Annotated in this window: 20 protein-coding genes; 14 read left to right on the top strand and 6 right to left on the bottom strand. The window is 67.9% G+C overall.

Annotated features, from left to right (window positions below; translation table 11 throughout):
- Window positions 1-116 precede the first annotated feature (116 nt).
- The 13 genes from Q7V45_RS16685 to trxA all read left to right on the top strand — a co-directional run bounded on the left by Q7V45_RS16685 (window position 117) and on the right by trxA (window position 15,217).
- Window positions 117-812 (top strand): response regulator transcription factor, encoded by a 696-nt coding sequence (locus Q7V45_RS16685; protein WP_298309189.1) that lies wholly within the window; start codon window positions 117-119, stop codon window positions 810-812.
- On the top strand, window positions 781-2,580 hold the full coding sequence (locus tag Q7V45_RS16680) for a stimulus-sensing domain-containing protein (RefSeq protein WP_304854051.1): 1,800 nt from the start codon (window positions 781-783) through the stop codon (window positions 2,578-2,580). The genes Q7V45_RS16685 and Q7V45_RS16680 overlap by 32 nt, the downstream gene beginning before the upstream one ends.
- 8 nt (window positions 2,581-2,588) lie before the next feature.
- Entirely contained in the window at window positions 2,589-3,044 is a 456-nt protein-coding gene (locus Q7V45_RS16675) for an HPr kinase/phosphorylase (RefSeq protein ID WP_304854049.1), read from the top strand.
- Window positions 3,045-3,061: 17 nt separating this feature from the next.
- Window positions 3,062-3,997: an RNase adapter RapZ gene (gene rapZ / locus Q7V45_RS16670; protein WP_304854048.1), complete on the top strand. Its 936-nt coding sequence runs from the start codon at window positions 3,062-3,064 to the stop codon at window positions 3,995-3,997.
- Window positions 3,998-4,005: 8 nt separating this feature from the next.
- Window positions 4,006-4,410: a PTS sugar transporter subunit IIA gene (locus tag Q7V45_RS16665; RefSeq protein WP_304854047.1), complete on the top strand. Its 405-nt coding sequence runs from the start codon at window positions 4,006-4,008 to the stop codon at window positions 4,408-4,410.
- Entirely contained in the window at window positions 4,407-4,718 is a 312-nt protein-coding gene (locus Q7V45_RS16660; protein WP_370692615.1) for an HPr family phosphocarrier protein, read from the top strand. The genes Q7V45_RS16665 and Q7V45_RS16660 overlap by 4 nt, the downstream gene beginning before the upstream one ends.
- A gap of 157 nt (window positions 4,719-4,875) precedes the next feature.
- Entirely contained in the window at window positions 4,876-6,267 is a 1,392-nt protein-coding gene (gene ahcY, locus Q7V45_RS16655) for an adenosylhomocysteinase (protein ID WP_304854045.1), read from the top strand.
- 40 nt (window positions 6,268-6,307) lie between these two features.
- Window positions 6,308-6,751: a tRNA (adenosine(37)-N6)-threonylcarbamoyltransferase complex ATPase subunit type 1 TsaE gene (tsaE, locus tag Q7V45_RS16650; RefSeq protein WP_304854043.1), complete on the top strand. Its 444-nt coding sequence runs from the start codon at window positions 6,308-6,310 to the stop codon at window positions 6,749-6,751.
- The gene (locus Q7V45_RS16645; RefSeq protein ID WP_304854042.1) at window positions 6,738-7,745 is read left to right on the top strand and encodes an aminoglycoside phosphotransferase family protein; all 1,008 of its coding nucleotides are present in this window, start codon (window positions 6,738-6,740) and stop codon (window positions 7,743-7,745) included. Before tsaE ends, Q7V45_RS16645 begins: the two co-directional genes overlap by 14 nt.
- Window positions 7,742-8,434 carry a nucleotidyltransferase family protein gene (locus Q7V45_RS16640; protein ID WP_304854040.1) on the top strand — a complete coding sequence of 231 codons (693 nt, stop codon included), beginning with the start codon at window positions 7,742-7,744 and terminating at the stop codon, window positions 8,432-8,434. Before Q7V45_RS16645 ends, Q7V45_RS16640 begins: the two co-directional genes overlap by 4 nt.
- Window positions 8,431-11,379, top strand: a complete 2,949-nt coding sequence (gene addB, locus Q7V45_RS16635; protein WP_304854039.1) for a double-strand break repair protein AddB — start codon at window positions 8,431-8,433, stop codon at window positions 11,377-11,379. Before Q7V45_RS16640 ends, addB begins: the two co-directional genes overlap by 4 nt.
- Window positions 11,376-14,813, top strand: a complete 3,438-nt coding sequence (gene addA, locus Q7V45_RS16630; protein WP_304854037.1) for a double-strand break repair helicase AddA — start codon at window positions 11,376-11,378, stop codon at window positions 14,811-14,813. The genes addB and addA overlap by 4 nt, the downstream gene beginning before the upstream one ends.
- Window positions 14,814-14,896: 83 nt before the next feature.
- Window positions 14,897-15,217, top strand: coding sequence for a thioredoxin (trxA, locus tag Q7V45_RS16625; RefSeq protein WP_304854035.1), 321 nt, complete (start codon window positions 14,897-14,899; stop codon window positions 15,215-15,217).
- 12 nt (window positions 15,218-15,229) lie between these two features.
- Here the strand turns inward: trxA and Q7V45_RS16620 are convergent, their stop codons facing one another.
- Genes Q7V45_RS16620 through Q7V45_RS16610 form a run of 3 tightly spaced genes read right to left on the bottom strand, consistent with a single transcriptional unit; the run spans window position 15,230 to window position 18,702 of the window.
- Window positions 15,230-16,528, bottom strand: coding sequence for a folylpolyglutamate synthase/dihydrofolate synthase family protein (locus Q7V45_RS16620; protein ID WP_304854033.1), 1,299 nt, complete (start codon window positions 16,526-16,528; stop codon window positions 15,230-15,232).
- Window position 16,529: 1 nt separating this feature from the next.
- Complete coding sequence (gene accD / locus Q7V45_RS16615; protein WP_304854031.1) at window positions 16,530-17,420, bottom strand: acetyl-CoA carboxylase, carboxyltransferase subunit beta; 891 nt, start codon at window positions 17,418-17,420, stop codon at window positions 16,530-16,532.
- A 37-nt stretch (window positions 17,421-17,457) separates the two neighbouring features.
- A complete protein-coding gene (locus tag Q7V45_RS16610; RefSeq protein ID WP_304854029.1) occupies window positions 17,458-18,702 on the bottom strand; it encodes a D-alanyl-D-alanine carboxypeptidase family protein in 1,245 nt (414 codons plus the stop codon).
- 53 nt (window positions 18,703-18,755) lie between these two features.
- Between Q7V45_RS16610 and Q7V45_RS16605 the strand changes: the two genes are divergently transcribed.
- Window positions 18,756-19,394 carry an MBL fold metallo-hydrolase gene (locus tag Q7V45_RS16605; RefSeq protein ID WP_304854027.1) on the top strand — a complete coding sequence of 213 codons (639 nt, stop codon included), beginning with the start codon at window positions 18,756-18,758 and terminating at the stop codon, window positions 19,392-19,394.
- Here the strand turns inward: Q7V45_RS16605 and Q7V45_RS16600 are convergent.
- The 3 genes from Q7V45_RS16600 to trpA all read right to left on the bottom strand — a co-directional run bounded on the left by Q7V45_RS16600 (window position 19,391) and on the right by trpA (window position 21,132).
- Complete coding sequence (locus Q7V45_RS16600; RefSeq protein WP_304854025.1) at window positions 19,391-19,996, bottom strand: zeta toxin family protein; 606 nt, start codon at window positions 19,994-19,996, stop codon at window positions 19,391-19,393. The two genes, Q7V45_RS16605 and Q7V45_RS16600, sit on opposite strands and share 4 nt — an antisense overlap.
- 5 nt (window positions 19,997-20,001) lie before the next feature.
- On the bottom strand, window positions 20,002-20,208 hold the full coding sequence (locus Q7V45_RS16595) for a hypothetical protein (protein ID WP_304854024.1): 207 nt from the start codon (window positions 20,206-20,208) through the stop codon (window positions 20,002-20,004).
- Between the two features lie 90 nt (window positions 20,209-20,298).
- Window positions 20,299-21,132: a tryptophan synthase subunit alpha gene (trpA, locus tag Q7V45_RS16590; RefSeq protein WP_304854022.1), complete on the bottom strand. Its 834-nt coding sequence runs from the start codon at window positions 21,130-21,132 to the stop codon at window positions 20,299-20,301.
- Between the last annotated feature and the right edge of the window lies 1 nt (window position 21,133).

Here is a 21,133-nt window from a genome sequence, read left to right as displayed (position 1 = left end):
GATCAAAAAAGCCGCAATTGTTCGTTGAGTATTAAGGGCCGGGAAGGCGGCGGCGACGGCCCGGTCTATGATAGCATGATAAAAATGCCGTTGTCCGCTGCAGGAGAAGCCAAGCCGTGCGCAAGACCATCGCCCTCGTCGACGACGATCGCAACATCCTCACATCGGTGTCGATGCTGCTCGAAGCCGAAGGGTTTCAGATCAAGACCTACAATGACGGCGCGTCGGCTCTGGAAGGCCTCAACCAGTCGCCCCCGGATCTCGGCATCTTCGACATCAAGATGCCCCGGATGGACGGGATGGAACTCCTGAACCGCATTCGCAAGACGCAGCAGTTCCCGGTCATCTTCCTCACGTCCAAGGACGAGGAGATCGACGAGGTGCTGGGCCTGCGCATGGGCGCCGACGATTTCATCCGCAAGCCGTTCTCGCAGCGCCTGCTGCTGGAGCGCATCCGCGCCGTGCTGCGCCGGGCCGATGTCGGCGGCGCCAAGGGCGAAGCAGCCGCCGAGCGCATCGTGCGCGGCGAACTGGTCCTCGACCCCAGCCGCCATCAATGCACCTGGAAGGGCAAGGAGGTGCACCTCACGGTCACCGAGTTCCTGCTTCTGAAGTCGCTCGCGGAGCGGCCCGGCCATGTGAAGAACCGCGACCAGCTCATGGACGCGGCCTACGGCGAGACGATCTACGTCGACGACCGCACCATCGACAGCCACATCAAGCGCGTCCGCCGCAAGTTCCGCGAGGTCGATGGCGAGTTCGAGCAGATCGAAACGCTGTATGGCATCGGATATCGATACCGCGACTCCTGAACCCGGCGCGCGGCCGCGCGGGCATCAGACCTTAGGTTCCCGGATCGCCACGGCGCTCGGCCGGCTGCTCTCACGCGCGTCGCGCAAGGTGACCGGCGGCACGGCATCGGCCAATGCTGCCGAATCGCCGTCGCTGCTGCGCCGGCGACGCAGCGTCGGCCGCGGCTACTCGCCGCTCACGCGGCGCATCCTGCTGCTCAACCTCATCCCGGTCGCGCTGCTGACGCTCGGGGCCGTCTACCTCAGCGACTACGAGGAAGAGCTGATCGACACCGAGCTCGCCTCGCTGCTGGTGCAGGGCGAGATGGTGGCGGCCGGCATCGGTGAGGTCGCGGTGGTCGGCGGCGAAACCACGGTGAATCGCATGGACGCCGACGCCGCGCGCCAGCTGCTGACGCGCCTGGTCCGGCCGACCGGCGTGCGGGCCCGGCTGTTCGGCGAGACCGGCGAACTCCTGGCCGATTCGGCGATGCTGAACGAGCTGGGCCGCATCCACGTCGTACCGCTGCCGCCGCCCGAGACCCCCGTCGAAGCCGAATCCCACGTCAACATCGGCGAGCGCGTCAGCGACTGGATCGCCCGCCAGCTGTCGCGCGTCGACCACTACCCCGAATATGTCGACAAGCCGGTACCGACCCTTCGCGATTTTCCCGAAGCGGCGAGCGCCCTGCGCGGCTTCAACGCGTCGGCCGTGCGCAGCGCCGGCCAGGGGCGGCTGATGCTGAGCGCCGCGGTGCCGGTGCAGCGCTACAAGCAGGTGCTGGGCGCCCTCCTCCTGACGCGCGACAACCGGGCCATCGCCGCCTCCTTGCGCGAGGTCCGCTACGACATGCTGACCATCGCCGCGGCGGCACTCGGCATCACCGTGCTGCTGTCGCTCTATCTCGCCGGCACCATCACCCAGCCGATCGTGCGCCTGGCCCGCGCCGCCGACGAGGTCCGCCTGGCACGCGAGAGCCGGCCCGAGATTCCCGACCTCGGCAAGCGCGGCGACGAAATCGGCGACCTGAACGATGCGCTGCGTTCGATGACCGAGGCCCTGTGGCTGCGCATCAATACCATCGAGAGTTTCGCCGCCGATGTCGCACACGAGCTCAAGAATCCCCTGACGTCGCTGCGCTCCGCGATCGAGATGGCGGGACACCCCAACCTGGATGCCGAACGCCGTGCCAGGCTGATGGGAATCGTCATGGACGACATCAACCGGCTCAACCGGCTGATCTCCGACATCTCCGACGCCTCGCGGCTCGACGCCGAGCTGATGCGCGGCGAGGTAAGGCCGGTCGACCTCGACAAGCTGCTGCGCGACATGGTCCACCACTATGCGGTGACCGCGAACCAGAAGTCCGGCGTCGAGGTCGAGTTCCGGGTCGCCGCCAATCCGCCTTTCATGGCGCACGGCCACGACGGTCGCTACGGCCAGGTATTCCGCAACGTCATCGACAATGCCCTCTCCTTCGCGCCCAAGGGGTCGCGCATCCTCGTCGAACTGGGCCGGGAGTCCCGGAACGGGCCGTTCGTGGTCACCATCGACGACGAGGGACAGGGCATCCCCGAGGACAATCTCGAATCGATCTTCCAGCGCTTCTACTCCGAACGTCCGATCGAGCACTTCGGGCAGCACTCCGGTCTCGGCCTGTCGATCTGCCGCCAGATCGTCGAGACCTATGGCGGCACGATCACGGCCACCAACCGGCGCGGCCCCGACGGCAGGGTGCTGGGCGCCCGCTTCACCGTCCGGCTGCCCGCGGCCAGCGGACGCAAGTGACGATCTGAATGGCGATCAGGGTCACGACATACGTTCACGCGACCTGCGTTGCCCTGCGTGCCGGCCGGAACTGGCGCGGCATCCTGCTGCGGGGGCCGTCGGGCGCCGGCAAGTCCGACCTCGCCCTTCGTCTCGTCGAGGGAGGCAGCCGACTGGTGGCGGACGACCAGACCGCGCTCGTCCGGCAAGGCCGCGGCCTGGTCGCCACGCCGCCCGGCACGCTTGCGGGCCTGCTGGAAGTGCGCGGCGTCGGCATCGTGAAGCTCGGCCGCGCCCAGCTTCTCGCCCGGGCGACGATCGTGCTGCTGGTGGACCTGGTACCGCCGGACCGCATCGAACGCCTGCCCGATCGCTCGCGGGAGACTCTGCTCGGTGTCGACCTTCCGGTCGTGGCGCTGGCGCCCTTCGAGGCCTCGGCCCCGGCGAAGTTGCGCCTTGCCCTCGCCCGAACCGCGGCGGCATGATCCGGCGCGCGCCGCTCATGCCAGACAGTCCCACCTCCTCCGCTTCCGACACGACACGCGACACGCGCCGGCCGTTCGTCGTGGTCACCGGCCTGTCCGGCGCGGGTCGTGCGACCGCGCTGAACGTCCTCGACGATCTGGGTTATGTCGCGGTCGACAACGTTCCGCTTCCGCTGCTCGACGACCTCATGCGCTCGACCGGTGGCGAGGCGGGCGCAAGCGCCCAGCCGCTGGCCCTCGGCATCGACACCCGCACCTTCGGCTTCGACGCACGGGACCTGGCCGCGCGCATCCGCGACCTGCGGAACCGTCCCGGCCTTGCGGCGCGGCTCCTCTTCCTCGAGGCCGACACCGAGACCCTGCAGCGCCGCTACACCGAAACCCGCCGTCCCCATCCGCTGGCGCCCGATCGTCCCGTGGTCGACGGCATCAGCGAGGAGCGCCGGCAGATCGGCTGGATGGGCGACGTGGCGGATCTCACCATCGACACCACGTCGCTGTCGCCACATCGCCTGAAGCAGATCCTGACCGGGCACTTTGGGCTCGGACGTTCAGTCGGCACGCGCATTTCCGTGATGTCGTTCTCGTTCCGCCGCGGTCTGCCGCGCGAGGCCGACCTGGTTTTCGACGTCCGGTTCCTGAAGAACCCCCATTACGATCCGGCATTGAAGCCCCTTACGGGTCGCGATCCGGCGGTTGCGGCCTTCATCGCAACCGACCCCGACTATCGTCCGTTCCTGGAAAGGCTGAAGGCCCTGATCGGACCGCTGCTGCCCCGGTTCGATGCCGAGGGCAAGAGCTACCTGACCATCGCCGTCGGGTGCACCGGCGGCAAGCACCGGTCCGTGGCGCTGGCCGAGGAGATTGCAGGCTGGTTGCGAAGCGCCGGCCGGTCCGTCACTCTCTCTCACCGGGACGTCGGGGCGGCCGGGGAGGCCGGGGGCGCAGGGTAGAGCAAAGCATGATCGGTATCGTACTCGTGACTCACGGCAATCTGGCGCAGGAATTCAAGGCCGCGCTGGAACATGTCGTCGGTCCACAGCAATGCATGTCGACCGTCTGCATCGGCGCCGACGACGACATGGAAAAGCGACGCGGAGAAATACTGGAGTGCGCCCGCGCCTGTGAGACGGGCGATGGCGTCATCGTGCTGACCGACATGTTCGGCGGCACGCCGTCCAATCTCGCAATCTCCATCATGGAGCAGGCGCGGGTCGAGGTGCTGGCCGGCGTCAATCTGCCGATGCTGGTCAAGCTCGCCAGCGTCCGCACGAAGCCGATTGCGGAGGCCGTCCGCATGGCGCAGGAAGCCGGCCGCAAGTACATCACCGTCGCCTCCCGCATCCTGGCCAAGGAAGCCTCGTGAGCGACGTGGCGGTGAATTCCAGCGCGGAGGCCGGCATCGGCACCCTGAAGCGGAGCCTCGCCATCGCCAACAAGCGCGGCCTGCATGCCCGCGCCGCCGCCAAGTTCGTGCGCACCGCAGGCCAGTTCGACGCCATCGTGCGCGTTTCCTTCAAGGGCCAGGATGTCTCGGGCCTGTCCATCATGGGCCTCATGATGCTGGCCGCCGGCATCGGCAGCTCGGTCGAGGTGATCTGCTCGGGCAGGCAGGCCGCCGACGCGATGGCCGCCATTTCAGCCCTCGTCGAAGGAAAATTCGGCGAAGATTGATGAATGCGCGCGCCGGGCATAAAGGCACGCGCATATAGACATAAATTCTTGCTTATATGTTGATCCGGCGCGTTGAGGCGGTTTCGCGCCGCTGATATGACACGCCCGCTTTCCACAATTTTCCGCCTGCCGACGCCGGCACAGCAAGGAGCGCCAAATGGCCGACTACATCGTCAAGGATATCGGGCTCGCCGACTGGGGTCGCAAGGAACTCGACATGGCCGAGACCGAAATGCCGGGCCTGATGTCGATCCGCAAGGAATACGGCCCCAAGAAGCCGCTCAAGGGCGCGCGCATCGCCGGCTCGCTGCACATGACCATCCAGACGGGCGTGCTGATCGAGACGCTGAAGGCGCTGGGCGCGGACGTGCGCTGGGCCTCGTGCAACATCTACTCGACGCAGGACCATGCCGCCGCGGCGATCGCCAAGGCCGGCACCCCGGTCTTCGCCATCAAGGGTGAGAGCCTCGAGGAATACTGGGACTACACCCACAAGATCTTCGAGTGGCATGACGGCGGCGAGCCGAACATGATCCTCGACGACGGCGGCGACGCCACACTGCTGGTCCATCTCGGCGCCCGCGCGGAGAAGGATCCGTCGCTGGTCGCCAACCCGACCAACGAGGAAGAGGAAGTCCTCTACAAGGCGATCCTCAAGACCAACAAGGAGAAGCCCGGCTGGTACGCCAAGCTCGGCGCCTCGATCAAGGGCGTCACCGAGGAGACGACCACGGGTGTCCATCGCCTCTACAACATGGCGAAGGAAGGCAAGCTCCTGTGGCCCGCCATCAACGTGAACGACTCGGTGACCAAGTCGAAGTTCGACAATCTCTACGGCTGCCGTGAGTCGCTGGTCGACGGCATCCGCCGCGGCACCGACGTCATGATGTCGGGCAAGGTCGCGATGGTCGCGGGCTTCGGCGACGTGGGCAAGGGCTCGGCCGCCTCGCTGCGCCAGGCCGGCTGCCGCGTGATGGTCTCCGAAGTCGATCCGATCTGCGCCCTGCAGGCCGCGATGGAAGGCTACGAGGTCGTCACCATGGAAGAAGCGGCGCCCAAGGCCGACATCTTCGTGACCGCCACCGGCAACGTCGACGTGCTGACGCTCGAGCACATGAAGGCGATGAAGCACCGCGCCATCATCTGCAACATCGGCCACTTCGACTCCGAGATCCAGATCGCCTCCCTGCGTAACTTCAGGTGGCACAACGTGAAGCCGCAGGTCGACGAGGTGGAATTCCCGGACGGCAAGCGCATCATCGTGCTGTCGGAAGGCCGCCTGGTGAACCTGGGCAACGCGACCGGCCATCCGAGCTTCGTGATGTCGGCCTCCTTCTCGAACCAGACGCTGGCCCAGATCGAGCTGTGGACCAATCCCGGCAAGTACGAGAAGCAGGTCTACACGCTGCCCAAGTTCCTCGACGAGAAGGTCGCGGCGCTCCACCTCGAGAAGGTCGGCGCCAAGCTGACCAAGCTGCGTCCCGACCAGGCCAAGTACATCGGCGTGCCCGAGGCCGGCCCGTTCAAGGGCGACCTCTACCGTTACTAATCGCCCCACAGGGGCACGTGCTAAAAGTCGGCATCGAAAGATGCCGACTTTTTCTTTGCCCCTTCCCGACGAGGCCGCCACCGAGCGGCTGGGCGCAGCATTGGCGGCCCGCCTGCAGCCGCGCGACGTCGTGGCGCTGGAAGGCGGACTTGGCGCCGGCAAGACGACGTTGGCGCGCGCGATCCTGCGCGCCGCCGCGGGCGATCCGGCGCTGATCGTGCCCAGCCCGACCTTTACGCTCGTGGAGGTCTACGAGACCTCCCGCGGCAGCTTCTGGCATTTCGACCTCTATCGCCTGGAGGAGCCCGAACAGGTCTTCGAACTGGGCTGGGAAGAGGCGCGCGTCGACGGCGTGGCCCTGGTCGAATGGGCCGAGCGGCTGGGACCGCTTCTGCCGCGCGAGCGGCTCACCGTCAGCCTGTCGGTCGAGGGCGAAGGCCGGCGCGCGATTCTGGAAGGAGACTCCCGTTTTGGCGAAATCTGAACGCGACCGGCTGCGGGCCGAGTTCGTGAATCGCGCCGGCTGGGGCGATGCCGGCGAACGGCTGCTGGCGGGCGACGCCTCGTTCCGCAAGTACTTCCGCCTGACCCGGCCGCGCGGCTCGGCGGTCGTCATGGACGCCCCGCCGCCGCAGGAGGACGTGCGGCCCTTCGTGCGGATCGGCAGGCACCTGATCGCCCTCGGTCTCAGCGCGCCGGAGATCCTTGCGGAGGATGCCGAGCAGGGATTCCTGCTGCTGGAGGATTTCGGCGACGACACCTATGCGCGCGTGCTGGCGGCGGGCGGCGACGAGGGCGAGCTCTACGGCCGGGCGACCGACGTGCTGGTCGAGATTCATCGCGCCGGCGAACGCAGCCTGCTGCCCGGCCTCGGCGCCTATGCCGGCGACGCGCTGATCGAGGCGGCGATGCTGCTGCCGGAATGGTACCTGCCGGAAGCAACCGGCACGCCGACGCCGCCCGAGGAAACCGCGCGCTACGTCGCGGCGTGGCACGCGTGCCTGGCGGCGCTTCCCGCGACGGCCGAGACGCTGCTGCTGCGCGACTATCACCAGGACAATCTCCTGTGGCTGCCGGCCCGGCCCGGCGTGAAGGCCTGCGGCCTGCTCGATTTCCAGGACGCCCAGCGGGGCCATCCTTCCTACGACCTCGTGTCGCTGATCGAGGACGCGCGCCGCGACGTGGCGCCCGCCGTCCATGCCGCCTGCCTCGATCGCTATGTCGGCGAGGCAGGCATCGCCGACGCCGCCGGTTTCCGCACCGGCTTCGCGCTGATGGCCGCGCAACGCCATGCCCGCATCATCGGGCTTTTCGTCCGCCTGCTTCGGCGCGACGGCAAGCCCGACTACCTGCGTCACCTGCCGCGGGTCTGGCGCATGTTCGAGCGCGCCCTGCAGCACGAGGCGCTGTCGCCCCTGCGCGCCTGGGTCGATCGCACCCTGCCGCCGGAGCTGCGCCGCATCGGAGCCGGCTCATGATCCGCAGCGCGATGATCCTGGCGGCTGGCCGCGGCGAGCGCATGCGGCCGCTGACCGATTCCACGCCCAAGCCGTTGATCCCCGTCGCGGGCCGTTCGATGCTCGAACGCACCATGGATCGCCTGCAGCGCACCGGCGTCCAGAACATCGTCGTGAACGTGCATCACCTGGGCAGCCAGATTGCTGATCGGGTGGGCGGCCGCGCCCGCATCGTTCGCGAGGATCATCTCCTGGAAACCGGCGGCAGCGTGCGCAATGCGCTGCCCCTGCTCGGCAACGGGCCGTTCTTCGTCGTGAACGGCGACGGGCTGTGGCGCGACGGGCCGGAGTCCCTGCTGGGCCGCCTGGCCGCCGCCTGGGATCCCAACCGCATGGACGCGCTGCTGCTGCTCCATCCCCTGGCCACCGCCATCGGCCGCGAGGAGAAGGATCGCGGCGACTACTATCTCGAACCCGACGGCCGCGCCCGGCATCGCGGCACGGCCGAGACCGCGCCCTATCTCTTCGCGAGCATCTCTGTCTGCGATTCACGCCTGTTCAACGGCTCGCCCGAAGGTCCCTTCTCGCTCCTGAAGCTGTGGAACCGCTCGGAGCAGGCCGGCCGCCTGCACGCCCTCGTGCACGATGGCGACTGGTTCCATATCGGCACGCCCGAGGCCCTCGCCGCCGCCGAACGCGTGCTGGGATGAAAGGCCTCTTCACCATCGCCACGGAGCGGCGCTTCGCCGACGAACTGGCGCGGGTGGTGCTGGCCGAGCATGGCGGAGATCCGCTGGCCCTCGCCGACGTGCTGATCCTGCTGCCGACGCGGCGTTCGGTCCGCGCCCTGCGCGAAGCCTTCCTGCGCGCCGCCGACGGAACGCCCACGATCCTGCCGCGCATGGCACCGCTGGGCGATGTCGACGACGGCGACTGGGAGATCGCCTCCGGCGACGGCGATGCGCTCACCCTGCCGCCCGCCATCGATCCCGCGGAGCGCGACGCGCTTCTGACGCAGCTCGTTGCGGCCTTCACCGACGACCACGGCCACCCCATTGCGCAGTCGGCGGCGCAGGCGCTGAAACTCGCGCGCGAACTCGGCCGCCTGCTCGACGAACTCGCCATCGAGGGCGTCTCGTTCTCGCAACTCGAAGGGCTGGTCGAAGGCAACTTCGCGAGCCACTGGCAGCGCACGCTGAGATTTCTCGCCATCGTCGGCGAACACTGGCCGCAGATGCTCGCGGCGCGCGGGCAGATCGACGCCATCGAGCGGCGCACCCTGGCGATCCGCAACCAGGCTAACCGATGGCGCACACGACCGCCGCAAATGCCCGTGATCGCGGCGGGCTCGACCGGCTCGCAGCCTGCGACGCGCGACCTTCTCGCGGCCATCGCCGAACTGCCGCAGGGTGCGGTCGTCCTGCCAGGCCTCGACCAGGACATGGACGAGGCAAGCTGGGAGGCTCTCGATCCATCGCATCCGCAATACGGCCTGCGCGAACTGCTGACCGCGCTGGGCCGCACCCGCGCCGACGTCCAGGAGTGGCCCGGCGCCGCGAGCGGCTCGGCCCGGCATTTCCTCATCACCGAGCTGATGCGGCCGGCGGAGACCAGCGACGCCTGGGTCAAGCCTGAGCCCGCGTCGCTCGAGCATGTGACCCGCGCCGATTGCGCCACGCCGCACCAGGAGGCGCTGGTCGTGGCGCTGGCCCTGCGCAGCGTTCTCGACACGCCAGGACGCACGGCGGCTCTCGTCACGCCCGACCGCGGGCTGGCGCGACGCGTCGCTGCCGAACTGAAGCGCTGGCGGATCGACATCGACGATTCGGCCGGCACGCCCCTGGTGGACACGCCGTCCGCCGCGCTCCTGCATGCGCTGATCGCCGTGGTCGACGCGGGCTTTGCACCGGTCGAGTTGCTGGCGCTCCTCAAGCATCCTCTCTGCACCCTGGGGCTGGACCGCGCCTCCATCCTCGATGCGACGCGGCGACTCGACCGCAAGTGCCTGCGCGGCCTCAAGCCGGCACCGGGTTTGCCGTCGATCCGAGCCCGCGTGGACGAAGCGAAGTTCGGCGATCCCGGCGACCGCGCCGCCGTGAAGGCGCTGCTCGACCGGCTCGACCAAGCCACCCAGTCGCTCGTCGAGCTGATGCACGGCAAGGCCGAGCCCGATGCGCTGCTCGCCGCCACCATCGCCGCCGCCGAGAAGATCTCGCCGCCCGAGACGTTGTGGTCGGGCGAAGCCGGCAGCGCCCTGGCAGACGTATTGGGGCGCCTGCGCACCGCCTGGGCGAACCATCCCGCGATCGCATCGGGCGAATGGCCCGGCCTGTTCGCGGCCATGCTGGAGCCGGAGACGATCCGCCCGGCCTTCGGACGTCACCCGCGCCTGTCGATCTGGGGACCGCTCGAAGCCCGCCTGCAGCGCGCCGACCTGCTGGTCCTCGGCGGCCTCAACGACGGCACCTGGCCGCCCGCCGTCGAGACCGGCCCGTGGATCAATCGGCCGATGCGTGCCGAACTCGGTCTGCAGCAGCCCGAGCGCCGGATCGGCCTGTCGGCGCATGATTTCGTGGCCGCCCTCGGCGCCGAACGGGTCCTTCTGACGCGCGCGGAACGCGAGGGTGGTGCGCCCACCGTGCCGTCGCGCTGGCTGGCGCGCCTCGATGCGCTGTTCGGCTACGAGCCCGGCAGTACCGCGCCGGTGCCGGAATACATCCAGCGCGGCCGGCGCAGCTTCATCGCCTGGGCCGAGGCGATCGACCGGCCCGACATCTACGCACCTTGGCCGCGGCCCGAGCCGCGTCCACCCGTCGAAGCGCGGCCGACGCGGCTCTCGGTTTCGAGCGTCGAGCAATGGCGGCGCGATCCCTACGGCCTGTATGCCCGGCGAATCCTGAGGCTCGAGGCACTCGATCCGCTGGAAGCCGAGCTGGGCGCCGCCGATCGCGGCAATGCCCTGCATAAAGCACTCGACGAGTTCCTGAGCCTGCATCCGTCCGGCGTGCTTCCGCCCGATGCCGTGCGCGAGTTCGAAGGGCTCGGCGAAAAGCATCTCGCCGAACTGCTGACGGCCCCGGCGGAGCGCGCCTTCTGGTGGCCGCGCTTCCAGCGCCTCGCGCGCTGGTTCGTCGCCGAGGAGAGTGCGCGCCGCAGCACCGGCACCAGGCTTCTAACGAGCGAAAGCAATGCCGCGATGACCATCGGACCCGCTTCGCGGCCCCTACGGATCGAGGCGCGCGCGGACCGGGTCGACGAGCTGGAGCGCGGCATCTGGGAAATCATCGACTACAAGACCGGCCGCGTGCCGACCAAGAAGGAACTGGAGGCGCTGTTCGCGCCGCAGCTCCTGCTGGAAGCGGCGATGGCCGAGCGCGGCGGCTTCGAGAAGATCGACGGCAAGGCAAAGACCGTGCGCCTCTCCTACTGGCAGGCCAACGGCCTCGACGACGGCGGCAAGGTGAGCGAGATCGAGGGCAGCGACGAGCTCGTGGCCGAGATGATGGTGCTGGTCGAGAAGATGGCCGATCACTTCGCCAAACCGGGCACCGCCTATCCTGCGCTGCCCTGGCCGGCCCACGGTCCCTACTTCAACGACTACGCCCATCTCGAGCGGATCACCGAATGGTCGACGGCGGGAGCCGGCGAGGAATGAGCGACGTGCTCGACGCCATCGCCCTGGCGACCGACGCGCAGCGGCGCGCCACGACGCCCGATCACTCCGCCTGGGTCGTGGCCAATGCGGGCACGGGCAAGACGAAGGTCCTTACCGACCGCGTGACACGGCTGCTGCTCGAAGGCGTCAAACCCGAACGCATCCTCTGCCTCACCTTCACCAAGGCGGCGGCGGCCGAGATGCGCAACCGCCTCGCCCACCAGCTGGGCCGCTGGGCGCTGGCCGACGAAGCGACGCTCGACGCCGGCATCGCCAAACTGATCGACCGGGCGCCCGATCCCGCACAGCGCGTCGTGGCGCGCCGCCTGTTCGCGCGCGTGCTCGATGCGCCGGGCGGCATCAACATCCTCACCATCCATGCCTTCTGCCAGGCGCTGCTGAAACGCTTCCCGCTGGAGGCAGGCGTCGCACCGGGCTTCGAGATCCTCGACGAGGCCGAGGCTCAGACGATCCTGCGCCGCGTGCAGGACGAGCAGATGGAAGCCCTGGCGCGCAACGACGCGCCGCCGGCGCTGTCCGCCGCGCTGGCTTCCGTCGCCCGCAAAGTCTCGATCGCCGAGTATGCGGAGCTGATGACGCGGCTGCTGAGCGAACGTGCCTGGCTGCTGGCCCAGGTCGCCGACGAGGCCGGTCTCGCGAAGCTCGGCGCGCGGCTCCGCCGGCACCTGAAATGCGAGGGCGCGGCGGCGCTCGACGAAGCCGCACTGCGCGAGGCGGCGCGGGCCATGGTCGAAGCCGGCGGCAAGACCGATGGGCCGAATGGCGAGAAGATCGCCAGCTGGCTGGACGACGGGCGCGACGATCTCAGTCCGGCCTATCGAAGCGTGTTCTTCACCGACAAGGGCCAGGTGCGCAAGACACTCGCGACCAAGGCGGCGCAGAAGCGTCTGCCCGGCATCGTCGAGAGTCTCCTGGCCGAGGCCGAGCGTCTCGAATGCGCGCGGGGCCAAGCACTTGTCGAGCTGACCCTGGCCCTGCTGCGCCTCGGCCTCGACGTCGCCGGCCGCTACACGCGTGCCAAGCGCCGCCGCGCCGTGCTCGACTATGACGACCTGATCGTGGCGACGCGCCGCCTGCTGGAGACAGCGGAAAGCGCCGCCTGGGTGCTGTTCAAGCTCGATGGCGGCATCGATCACGTGCTGGTCGACGAGGCACAGGACACCAATCCCGACCAGTGGGAAGTGATCCGGCGGCTCACCGAGGAATTCTTCGTGGGCGAGGGTGCGGTCGGCCGCAGCCGGACCATCTTCGCGGTCGGCGACACCAAGCAGTCGATCTTCGGCTTCCAGCGCGCCGATCCGCGCAAGCTCGAAGAGATGCGCCTCTGGTTCGACGAGCGCAGCCGCATCGCCGACAGGATGTTCGTGCCGGTCGGCCTCAACGTCTCGTTCCGCTCGACACCGGCCGTGCTCGACGCGGTCGACTGGGTGTTCGGCCAGTCCGACGCTGCGCGCGGCGTCGGCGAGGCCGGCACGGTCCGGCACCTGACCAGCCGCAGGAACGAGCCGGGACGGGTCGAGCTGTGGCCCCTGGTCGTCGGCAGCGAGGACGAGGCCGACACGACAGACATCGAAAACATGGGGCGCGGCGCGACGCAGGGGCTGCCACATGAACGGCTGGCGCGATTGATCGCCGCGCACGCCAAGCACCTGATCGCCACGGAGAGACGCGCACGCGACGGCGAGAAGCTGCATGCCGGCCACTTCATGGTGCTGGTGCGGCGGCGCAACGAGTTCGTGAATGCGCTGGTGCGGGCGTTGAAGCGCGAGGGCGTCGAGGTCGCGGGTGTCGACCGGCTGAACCTCGGCCAGGAACTCGCGATCCAGGACCTGCTGGCGATGGCGCGCTTCGTCCTGCTGCCGCAGGACGATCTCAATCTCGCGGCCTTGCTGAAGTCGCCGCTGATCGGGCTCGACGAGGACCAGCTCTTCACCCTGGCGTGGAAGCGCACCGGCCATCTGTGGCGTGCCCTGCGCGAGCGCGCGAGCGAGGCGCCGTTTGCCGCGGCTTACGCGACACTGGCCGACTGGCTGAAGCGCGCCGACTACGACACGCCCTTCGATTTCTTCGCGCGCGTGCTCGGGCCGGAGGGTGGCCGTCGACGATTGCTCGAGCGGCTCGGCCGCGAGGCCTCCGATCCGATCGACGAGCTGCTGGCGCGCGCACTGCAGTACCAGGGCATCGAAGGCGGTTCGCTGCAGGGCTTCCTGCGCTGGTTCGAAACCGGCGGCGGCGAGATCAAGCGCGACCTCGACCAGAACCGGCGGCGCGAGTTGCGCATCCTGACCGTGCACGCCTCGAAGGGCCTGCAGGCGCCGATCGTCTACCTGCCCGACACGACGAGGGTGCCGCGCGATTCCGAGCGGCTGCTGGCCGGCGCCGAAGGCGAGGCACGTCTCTGGTTGCCGCGGACCGACGACGCCAACGAAGCGGCCCGCGCCTGGCGAAGCGAAATGCACCAGCGCGCGCTGGAGGAGCAGAACCGGCTCCTCTACGTCGCCATGACGCGCGCCGAGGACCGGCTCTACGTCGGCGGCTGGGTTAGCTCGAAGAAGCCCGATCGCGGCTGCTGGTACGAGCGCATCGAAGCCGGGCTGCGCGCCAGCAGCGAGGACGAGAACGGCCGTGCCATGGCGCGGCCATTCGACTTCACCGCGCTCGTGGCCGATGGCTGGTCAGGCGATGGTTTCGAGCTGACGAACGAAGGTCATGTCGCCGAAGCCGAGCACCGCGAACTGCCGATCGCCGACGAGGCGCCGCAGCCTCCCTGGTGGACCGAGCCGGCGCCGGGTGAGCCCGACCCGCCGACACCGCTTGCCCCGTCGCAACCCCTCCCCGACGAGGCGGCAGCCGGGCCGCGGGCCTACAGCCCGCTGCTCGCCGACGATCCAAGGCGCTGGCAGCGCGGCCTGCTGCTGCACGATCTGCTGCGCCATCTTCCCGGGCTGCCGGCCGCGGAGCGTGCCGCCGCCGCACGCCGCTTCCTCGCGCAGTCCGCGCACGGGCTCGCACCGGAGGACGTCGAGCACTGGGCCGACGAGGCGCTCGCCGTCACCGAGGCACCGGCGCACGCCGACCTGTTCGCGCCGGGATCGCGGGCGGAGGTGCCGCTGATCGGCACCCTGCAGACGCCGCGCGGCACCTTCACGGTGAGCGGCCAGGTCGACCGGCTTGCCGTCTCGGACACCGAAGTCCTGATCGTCGACTACAAGACCAACCGGCCCCCGCCGGAATCGGCTGAAGACGTGGCGCTGGTCTATCGCCGCCAGCTCGCGCTGTATCGCGCCCTGCTGCAGCGGATCTATCCCGGCCGCAGGGTGAGAGCCTTCCTGCTCTGGACGGCGGCTCCTCGCCTCATGGAGATCGCCGCAGAAACCCTAGATAAATCAATGCCTTATGCCGCCGCATCTTGACTCGGGGGGCGTGCGTTCCTAGCTTCTGGGCCAAGGGCGGCGCCGGTCCCCTCGACCGGCCTGTAGTGTTTTTGGGAGAATACGTGATGACCATCAAAGCAACCGATGCTTCCTTCGAGGAAGAAGTCCTGAAGTCCGACACGCCCGTCCTCGTCGACTTCTGGGCCGAGTGGTGCGGCCCCTGCCGCATGATCGGCCCCTCGCTCGAGGACATCTCCAAGGAGATGGACGGCAAGCTCAAGGTCGTAAAGATCAACATCGACGAGAACCCGATGGCGCCGACGCGCTACGGCGTACGGTCGATCCCGACCCTGCTGCTGTTCAAGAATGGCCAGGTCGCGGCCACCAAGATCGGCGCCGAGCCGAAGCAGAAGCTGGTGAGCTGGATCAATACCGTCGTCTGATCCGGTTGCGGTTCAGCCGTTGCGGACGAGGACCTCGCCCGCAAGGTAGAGCGAGCCGCAGATGAGAATGCGCATCGGCGCGGGCTGGGTGGCCAACAGGTCTTCCAGTGCCGCGCCGATGTCGTTTGCGGGCACGCATTCGAGCCCGACATCGGACGCCCGCGCGCAGGCTTCCTGAGGCGTGTAGGCGGCATGTCCCTCGGGAAACGGCACCGCGCGCGCCGCCGCGGCATAGCGCGCCAGCGGCCGCAGAAAGCCCGACGCATCCTTGGTCGTCTGCATGGCGAAGACGAGATAGAGCGGCAGCGCCGCCGGCTCCTTCGCCCACTCCGCCGCCATGCGGCCGAGCACGATGCCGCAATCCTCGTTGTGGCCGCCGTCGAGCCAGAGCTCGCATCCGGGGGGCAACGAGTCCGGCAGTGGCCCTTTCGTGAGACGCTGCAGCCGCGCCGGCCACTCGACGGAGCCTAGCCCCTTGCGGATCGCGGTGTCGTCGATGTCGAAGCGCGCGGCCCGCAGGCGCTCGATGCAGGCTACGGCGGTCGCGGCATTGTCGATCTGATGGGCGCCCACCAGTGCGGGGTTGGGCAGGTCGAGCGCGAGGAGATCGCTTTCGTAGCGGAAACCCGAGTCCCGCGGCGTCACCTGCCACTCGCGCCCCATCCGGAACAGCGGGGCCGCGAGCTTGGCCGCCTCGGTCTCGATCACCTGCGCGCTGACCTCGCGCTGACGGCCGATCACGGCGGGCGTCGCGCGCTTCAGGATGCCGGCCTTCTCCCAGGCGATGCCTTCGAGCTTGTCGCCCAGGAAGCCCGTATGGTCGTAGCCGACCGGCGTGATGGCCGACAAAGCCGGCTCGATCACGTTGGTGCTGTCGAAGCGGCCGCCCATACCGACCTCGATGATGCCGAGGTCGGCCGGCACGCGCGAAAAGGCCAGGTAGGCGAGTGCGGTGGTGATGTCGAAGAAGGAGATTGGCGTATCGCCGTTCGCCTCCTCGCACTCGGTCAGCATCGTGTCGAGTTCGTGGTCTCCGATCAGCTGGCCGGCGATGCGGATACGCTCGTTGAAGCGCACGAGATGCGGTGAGGTATAGACGTGCACGCGATAGCCGGCGGCTTCGGCGATGGCGCGCAGATAGGCGACCAGGGAGCCCTTGCCGTTGGTGCCGGCGACATGGATCAGCGGCGGCAGTTTCCGCTCCGGCGATCCCAGCCGTAGCAGCAGTCGCTCGATCCGCTCCAACCCGAGGGTGATGACCCTCGGATGGTGGCTCATCAGGCGTTGAACGATCGGATCGTTCGCGGTCACGTCAGCGACCGGTCTCCGCGAGGGCGCGGCTCTCGACGATCAGCGGATCCATGAAGAGCGAGACCATGCGGATCAGCGTCTCGCGCAGTCTGTGGCGGTGCACGACGGCATCGACCATGCCGTGCTCCAGCAGGTACTCCGAGCGCTGGAACCCTTCGGGCAGCTCCTGGCGGATCGTGTCCTGGATGACGCGCGGGCCGGCGAACCCGATGATGGCGTCGGGCTCGGCGATGTGGACGTCGCCCAGCATGGCGAACGAGGCCGAGACGCCGCCGGTCGTCGGATCGGTCAGCACGACGATATAGGGCAGCCCCGCCTGCTTGACCTTGCGCACCGCGATCGTGGTGCGCGTGAGCTGCATCAGCGAGAGAATGCCCTCCTGCATCCGCGCGCCGCCCGAGGCGGAAAAGACGATCAGCGGCGCCCCGCGCGCGACGGCGAGGTCGGCGGCCATCACCAGCCCCTCGCCTACGGCGGTGCCCATCGAGCCCCCCATGAAGCCGAAGTCGAGCAGTGCCACGACAGAGAGGCGATTGCCCATCAGGCCGCTCGCCACCACCAGCGCGTCGGTCGTGCCCTCGGCCTTGGCCTGGGCCTCCTTCAGGCGCGCGTCATAGCGCTTGGTGTCGCGGAACTTCAGCGGATCGGCGTTCACGCGGGGCAGCGGATGCAGCTCGTACTTGCCCTCGTCGAACAGGAACGGCAGCCGCTTCATCGGACGCAGCCGCATATGGTGGCCGCAATGGCTGCAGACTTCCTGGTTGGCCTCCCAATCGCGCGTGAACAGCATCTGTTCGCACTTGGGGCACTTCACCCACAGATTGTCCGGCGCTTCCTTGCGGGCGACCAGCGCACGCAGCTTGGGGCGGACGAAATTGGTCAGCCAGTTCATGGGCGCGGTATCGCACGAATGAGCGGACGGGCCAAGGTCAGCGCCAGAACCCGCTGTAGGGCGCCGAGAAGTCCGAAGGTTTCTTCACGACGCAGAAGGATTTCCGGGCCTGGTAATCGGCGCACAGTCTCTGCGCCGCCTCGGGCTGGAGATCGGCGATGATGGCCGCCTGCTTCGTGACCTTATTGGAGGTGACGGGCAGGATGTACTCCCTGCCGGGGTGGGCGACGCCCATCGACATCAGCCTGGCCTGTCCGGCATCGAACGCGTTCTTTGCCGTCCTCCAGTCGCCGAACGTCCCGAGCCACACCGCATCCCCCGGCATGTCGTAGCGGATGCCGCCGCATTCGCCGTAGGGCAGCACCGTCACCGGGCCGCCCTCGCCGTTGCGCAGCTGCCAGACCTTCTGGCGATTGCCGCCGGTCTTGAGCGCGTAGGCCTCGTCGAACAGGCGGACGAGGAATTCGTCGCGCAGGTCGGCGCGGCGGAAACCGAAGGCGACGGCGACCAGCCGCCTTCCGTCGCGCACCGCGCTTCCCACGATGTTGAAGCCCGAGGCGCAGATGAAGCCGGTCTTCAGGCCATCGGCATAGGGCGAATAGAGGTCCATGAACTTGATGCCGGGCCCGATCCGCTGCTTGCCCAGCATGAACTCCTTGGTGCGGAAGTAGCCGTAATATTGCGGGAAATCCTTGATCAGCGCCAAAGCGAGCATCGCCATGTCGCGCGCCGTCGTGGTCTGCGCAGGGTCGGGCCAGCCATTGGCGTTGCGGAAGGTCGTGGCGGTCATTCCCAGACGCCGCGCGGTGTCGGTCATGCGCTGGGCGAAGGCAGGCTCCGAACCGGTCAGAAGCTCGCCGAAGGCCGTGGCGACATCGTTGGCCGAGCGGGCGACCAGAGCCTGGATCCCCTGCTCGACGGTGATGCCTTGCCCCGGCGTCACGCCCAGCTTGGAAGCCGGCTTGTTGCGGGCATTCTCCGAGAAGGGAAGCGTCGTGGCGAGCGTCAGGCGGCCGGCCTTCAACTCCTCGAAGACGATGTAGATCGTCATCATCTTGGTGAGCGATGCGGGATACCAGAGTGCGCCGGCATTGCGGTCCAGCAGGGTCTCGCCGGTCGCCACATCGACCACGACATACGGGCCCGCCGGGACGGGGCCGGAGGGCGAGGCCACGGGGGCGATCTGGGCCCGCGCCGGGGCCAGCGACAGGGCGAACAGGCCCAAGATACACAGCAGGAGACGCACGTTCATTGCCATCGATGCCGGAAGGAACCGCAGCATACGCCCTTCCAACCGCCCGCGGGAGGCATTAGATCGGAGGGATGCTCAAGGTCATGATCGCCCCCGTCACCCCGTTCCAGCAGAACTGCTCCATCGTCTGGTGCGACGAGACCATGGAAGGCACCGCCGTCGACCCGGGCGGCGACTTCGACATGCTGCGCCAGGCGATCGACCAGCAGGGCATCAAGGTGACCAAGGTGCTGCTCACGCACGGCCATGTCGACCATGCCTCGGCCGCCGGCACCATGGCCGAGCATTACGGCGTGAAGATCGAGGGCCCGCACGAGGACGACCTGTTCCTGATCGAGGGCCTGCCGGAGTCGGGGAAGAAGTACAACTTCCCAGTCTACAAGCCGTTCGTGCCCGACCGCTGGCTGACCCATGGCGAGACGGTGAGCCTCGGCAACGTGACGTTCGACGTGGTGCACTGCCCCGGCCACACGCCGGGCCATGTCGTGTTCGTGAACAGGCCGGCGAAGGTCGCCTTCGTGGGCGACGTGTTGTTCCGGGGTTCGATCGGCCGCACGGATTTTCCGCGCGGCAACCACGACCAGCTCCTCGATTCGATCCGGCACCGCCTGTGGCCGTTCGGCGACGACATCACCTTCGTCCCCGGCCACGGCCAGACCTCGACCTTCGGCTGGGAGCGCAAGACCAACCCCTACGTCGCCGATCTAAATTTCGAGGATTAGGCGGGTACACGATATCCAGCAGACGCGAGACGATCGCTTAGCGTCGCGAAACCTGCTTCGCTCTCGACAATCGTTGTCCCGTTCTCTTTTGTGAGAACAGGGTAAGGCGCGCGTGAGCTTGCGTCTACGATCACACCCTCATCGCAAACGTCCCAGCAGGCCGCCAGTCTTCCCAAGCCACGAGCGTGACGGCGGCGAATCACATCGACGGGAATGTTGTGCCCACCGCTCATTACGCGGTGCATGACACGCGCTTCATTCAGTGCGGGCGATGGTGTGAACAGAAAAATCAGGCGGACGACATAACCGGCTTCTTTCGCCGCGACCATAAAACGGTTGATCGAGTTGCCCGCCAAAGTCGTCTCTATGCAAAGAGACTTTCCAGCCCTCAAGAGGTTCCTGCGGCGCACCAGCGCCTTGCGACCTGCCTCCAATGCGACTGCAGCGACATCTTGAGGATTGTCTTCTCGCGCAATCTCGTCAGCATTGAGAAACGTGTGCGCTTCGATAAACGACTTGAGGTTCTTCTTCGCGAACGTTGTCTTGCCTGCACCATTCGGTCCAGCGACAACGATCAAATGCGGCGCCGACACGCCGGCCATCCTAGCTAATCACTGAGATGCTGGACGACCTTGCGTTCCCCGTTTGGGTAGACGGCGTAAACGGCCTTCGAGTCAGCTTCGAAAAAGGGCAGGCCTTGCCTGTGAGAGCGCCTGATCGCGACCGCGGCGCCATCCTTGATGCCCTTGATCGTTTCCACGAGCGTCTGAATTTTTGGACCACCCGCCCGAGAAGCTTTCTTGCCAACCTTCATATCTTACCCTCGCCGCAATCTGGCGGCACGGCCAAGGTAGGTTGGCCGGCAAGAGGTTTCAACCGGTTGGCCGGCCTCGCTACGAGCAGCCTATGCCTTCCGAACGCCCCTGACGCCGTCGGCCAGGGCCTTGATGTAGGCGAAGACGCCCGGAATCAGATCGGCCTTGGCCTTGCCGTGTTCGTCGAGGCCCGCCTTCACGCGCTCGACGATGGCGGAGCCCACGACCGCGGCATCGGCGTGACGCGCGATGGCCGCGGCCTGATCGGGCGTGCGGATGCCGAAGCCCACGCCGATCGGCAGGTCGGTGTGACGCTTGATGCGCTCGACATGGGTCCGCACGGCCTCTTCCGTCGCCGAACTGGTACCGGTGATGCCAAGCACCGAGACGAAATAGACGAAACCCGAAGAATACTTCAGCACCGCCGGCAGGCGCTCGTCGTCAGTGGTGGGGGCCGTCAACAGCACGGTGTCGATGCCGGCCGCGACCGCGTAGGGCTTGAGTTCGTCGGCCTCTTCCGGCGGCAGGTCGACCAGGATGAAACCATCGACACCGGCGGCGGCGGCTTCCTTGCAGAAGCGCTCGGGGCCGCGCTGGTAGACGAGGTTGTAGTAGCCCATCAGCAGGATCGGCGTGTCGTTGTCGCCGGTTTCCTTGCGAAAGCGACGCACCATGTCGAAGGTCGCATCGACGGTGATGCCTGCCTTCAGCGCGCGTTGACCGGCGAGCTGGATCGACGGGCCGTCGGCCATCGGGTCGGTGAAGGGCATGCCGAGCTCGATGAGATCGGCGCCAGCGGCCGGCAGGCCCTTCAGGATCTGATAGCTGACGTCGAGGTTGGGATCGCCGGCGGTGACATAGGTCACGAGACCGGCACGTTTGTCGGCCTTGAGCCGGGCGAAGCGCTTGGCGATGCGGCTCATG

This window comes from Reyranella sp. (assembly GCF_030651995.1).
GTDB lineage: Bacteria > Pseudomonadota > Alphaproteobacteria > Reyranellales > Reyranellaceae > Reyranella.
The sequence above is the reverse complement of the archived record's forward strand: the minus strand, read 5'-3'. Positions and strand labels throughout refer to the sequence as shown.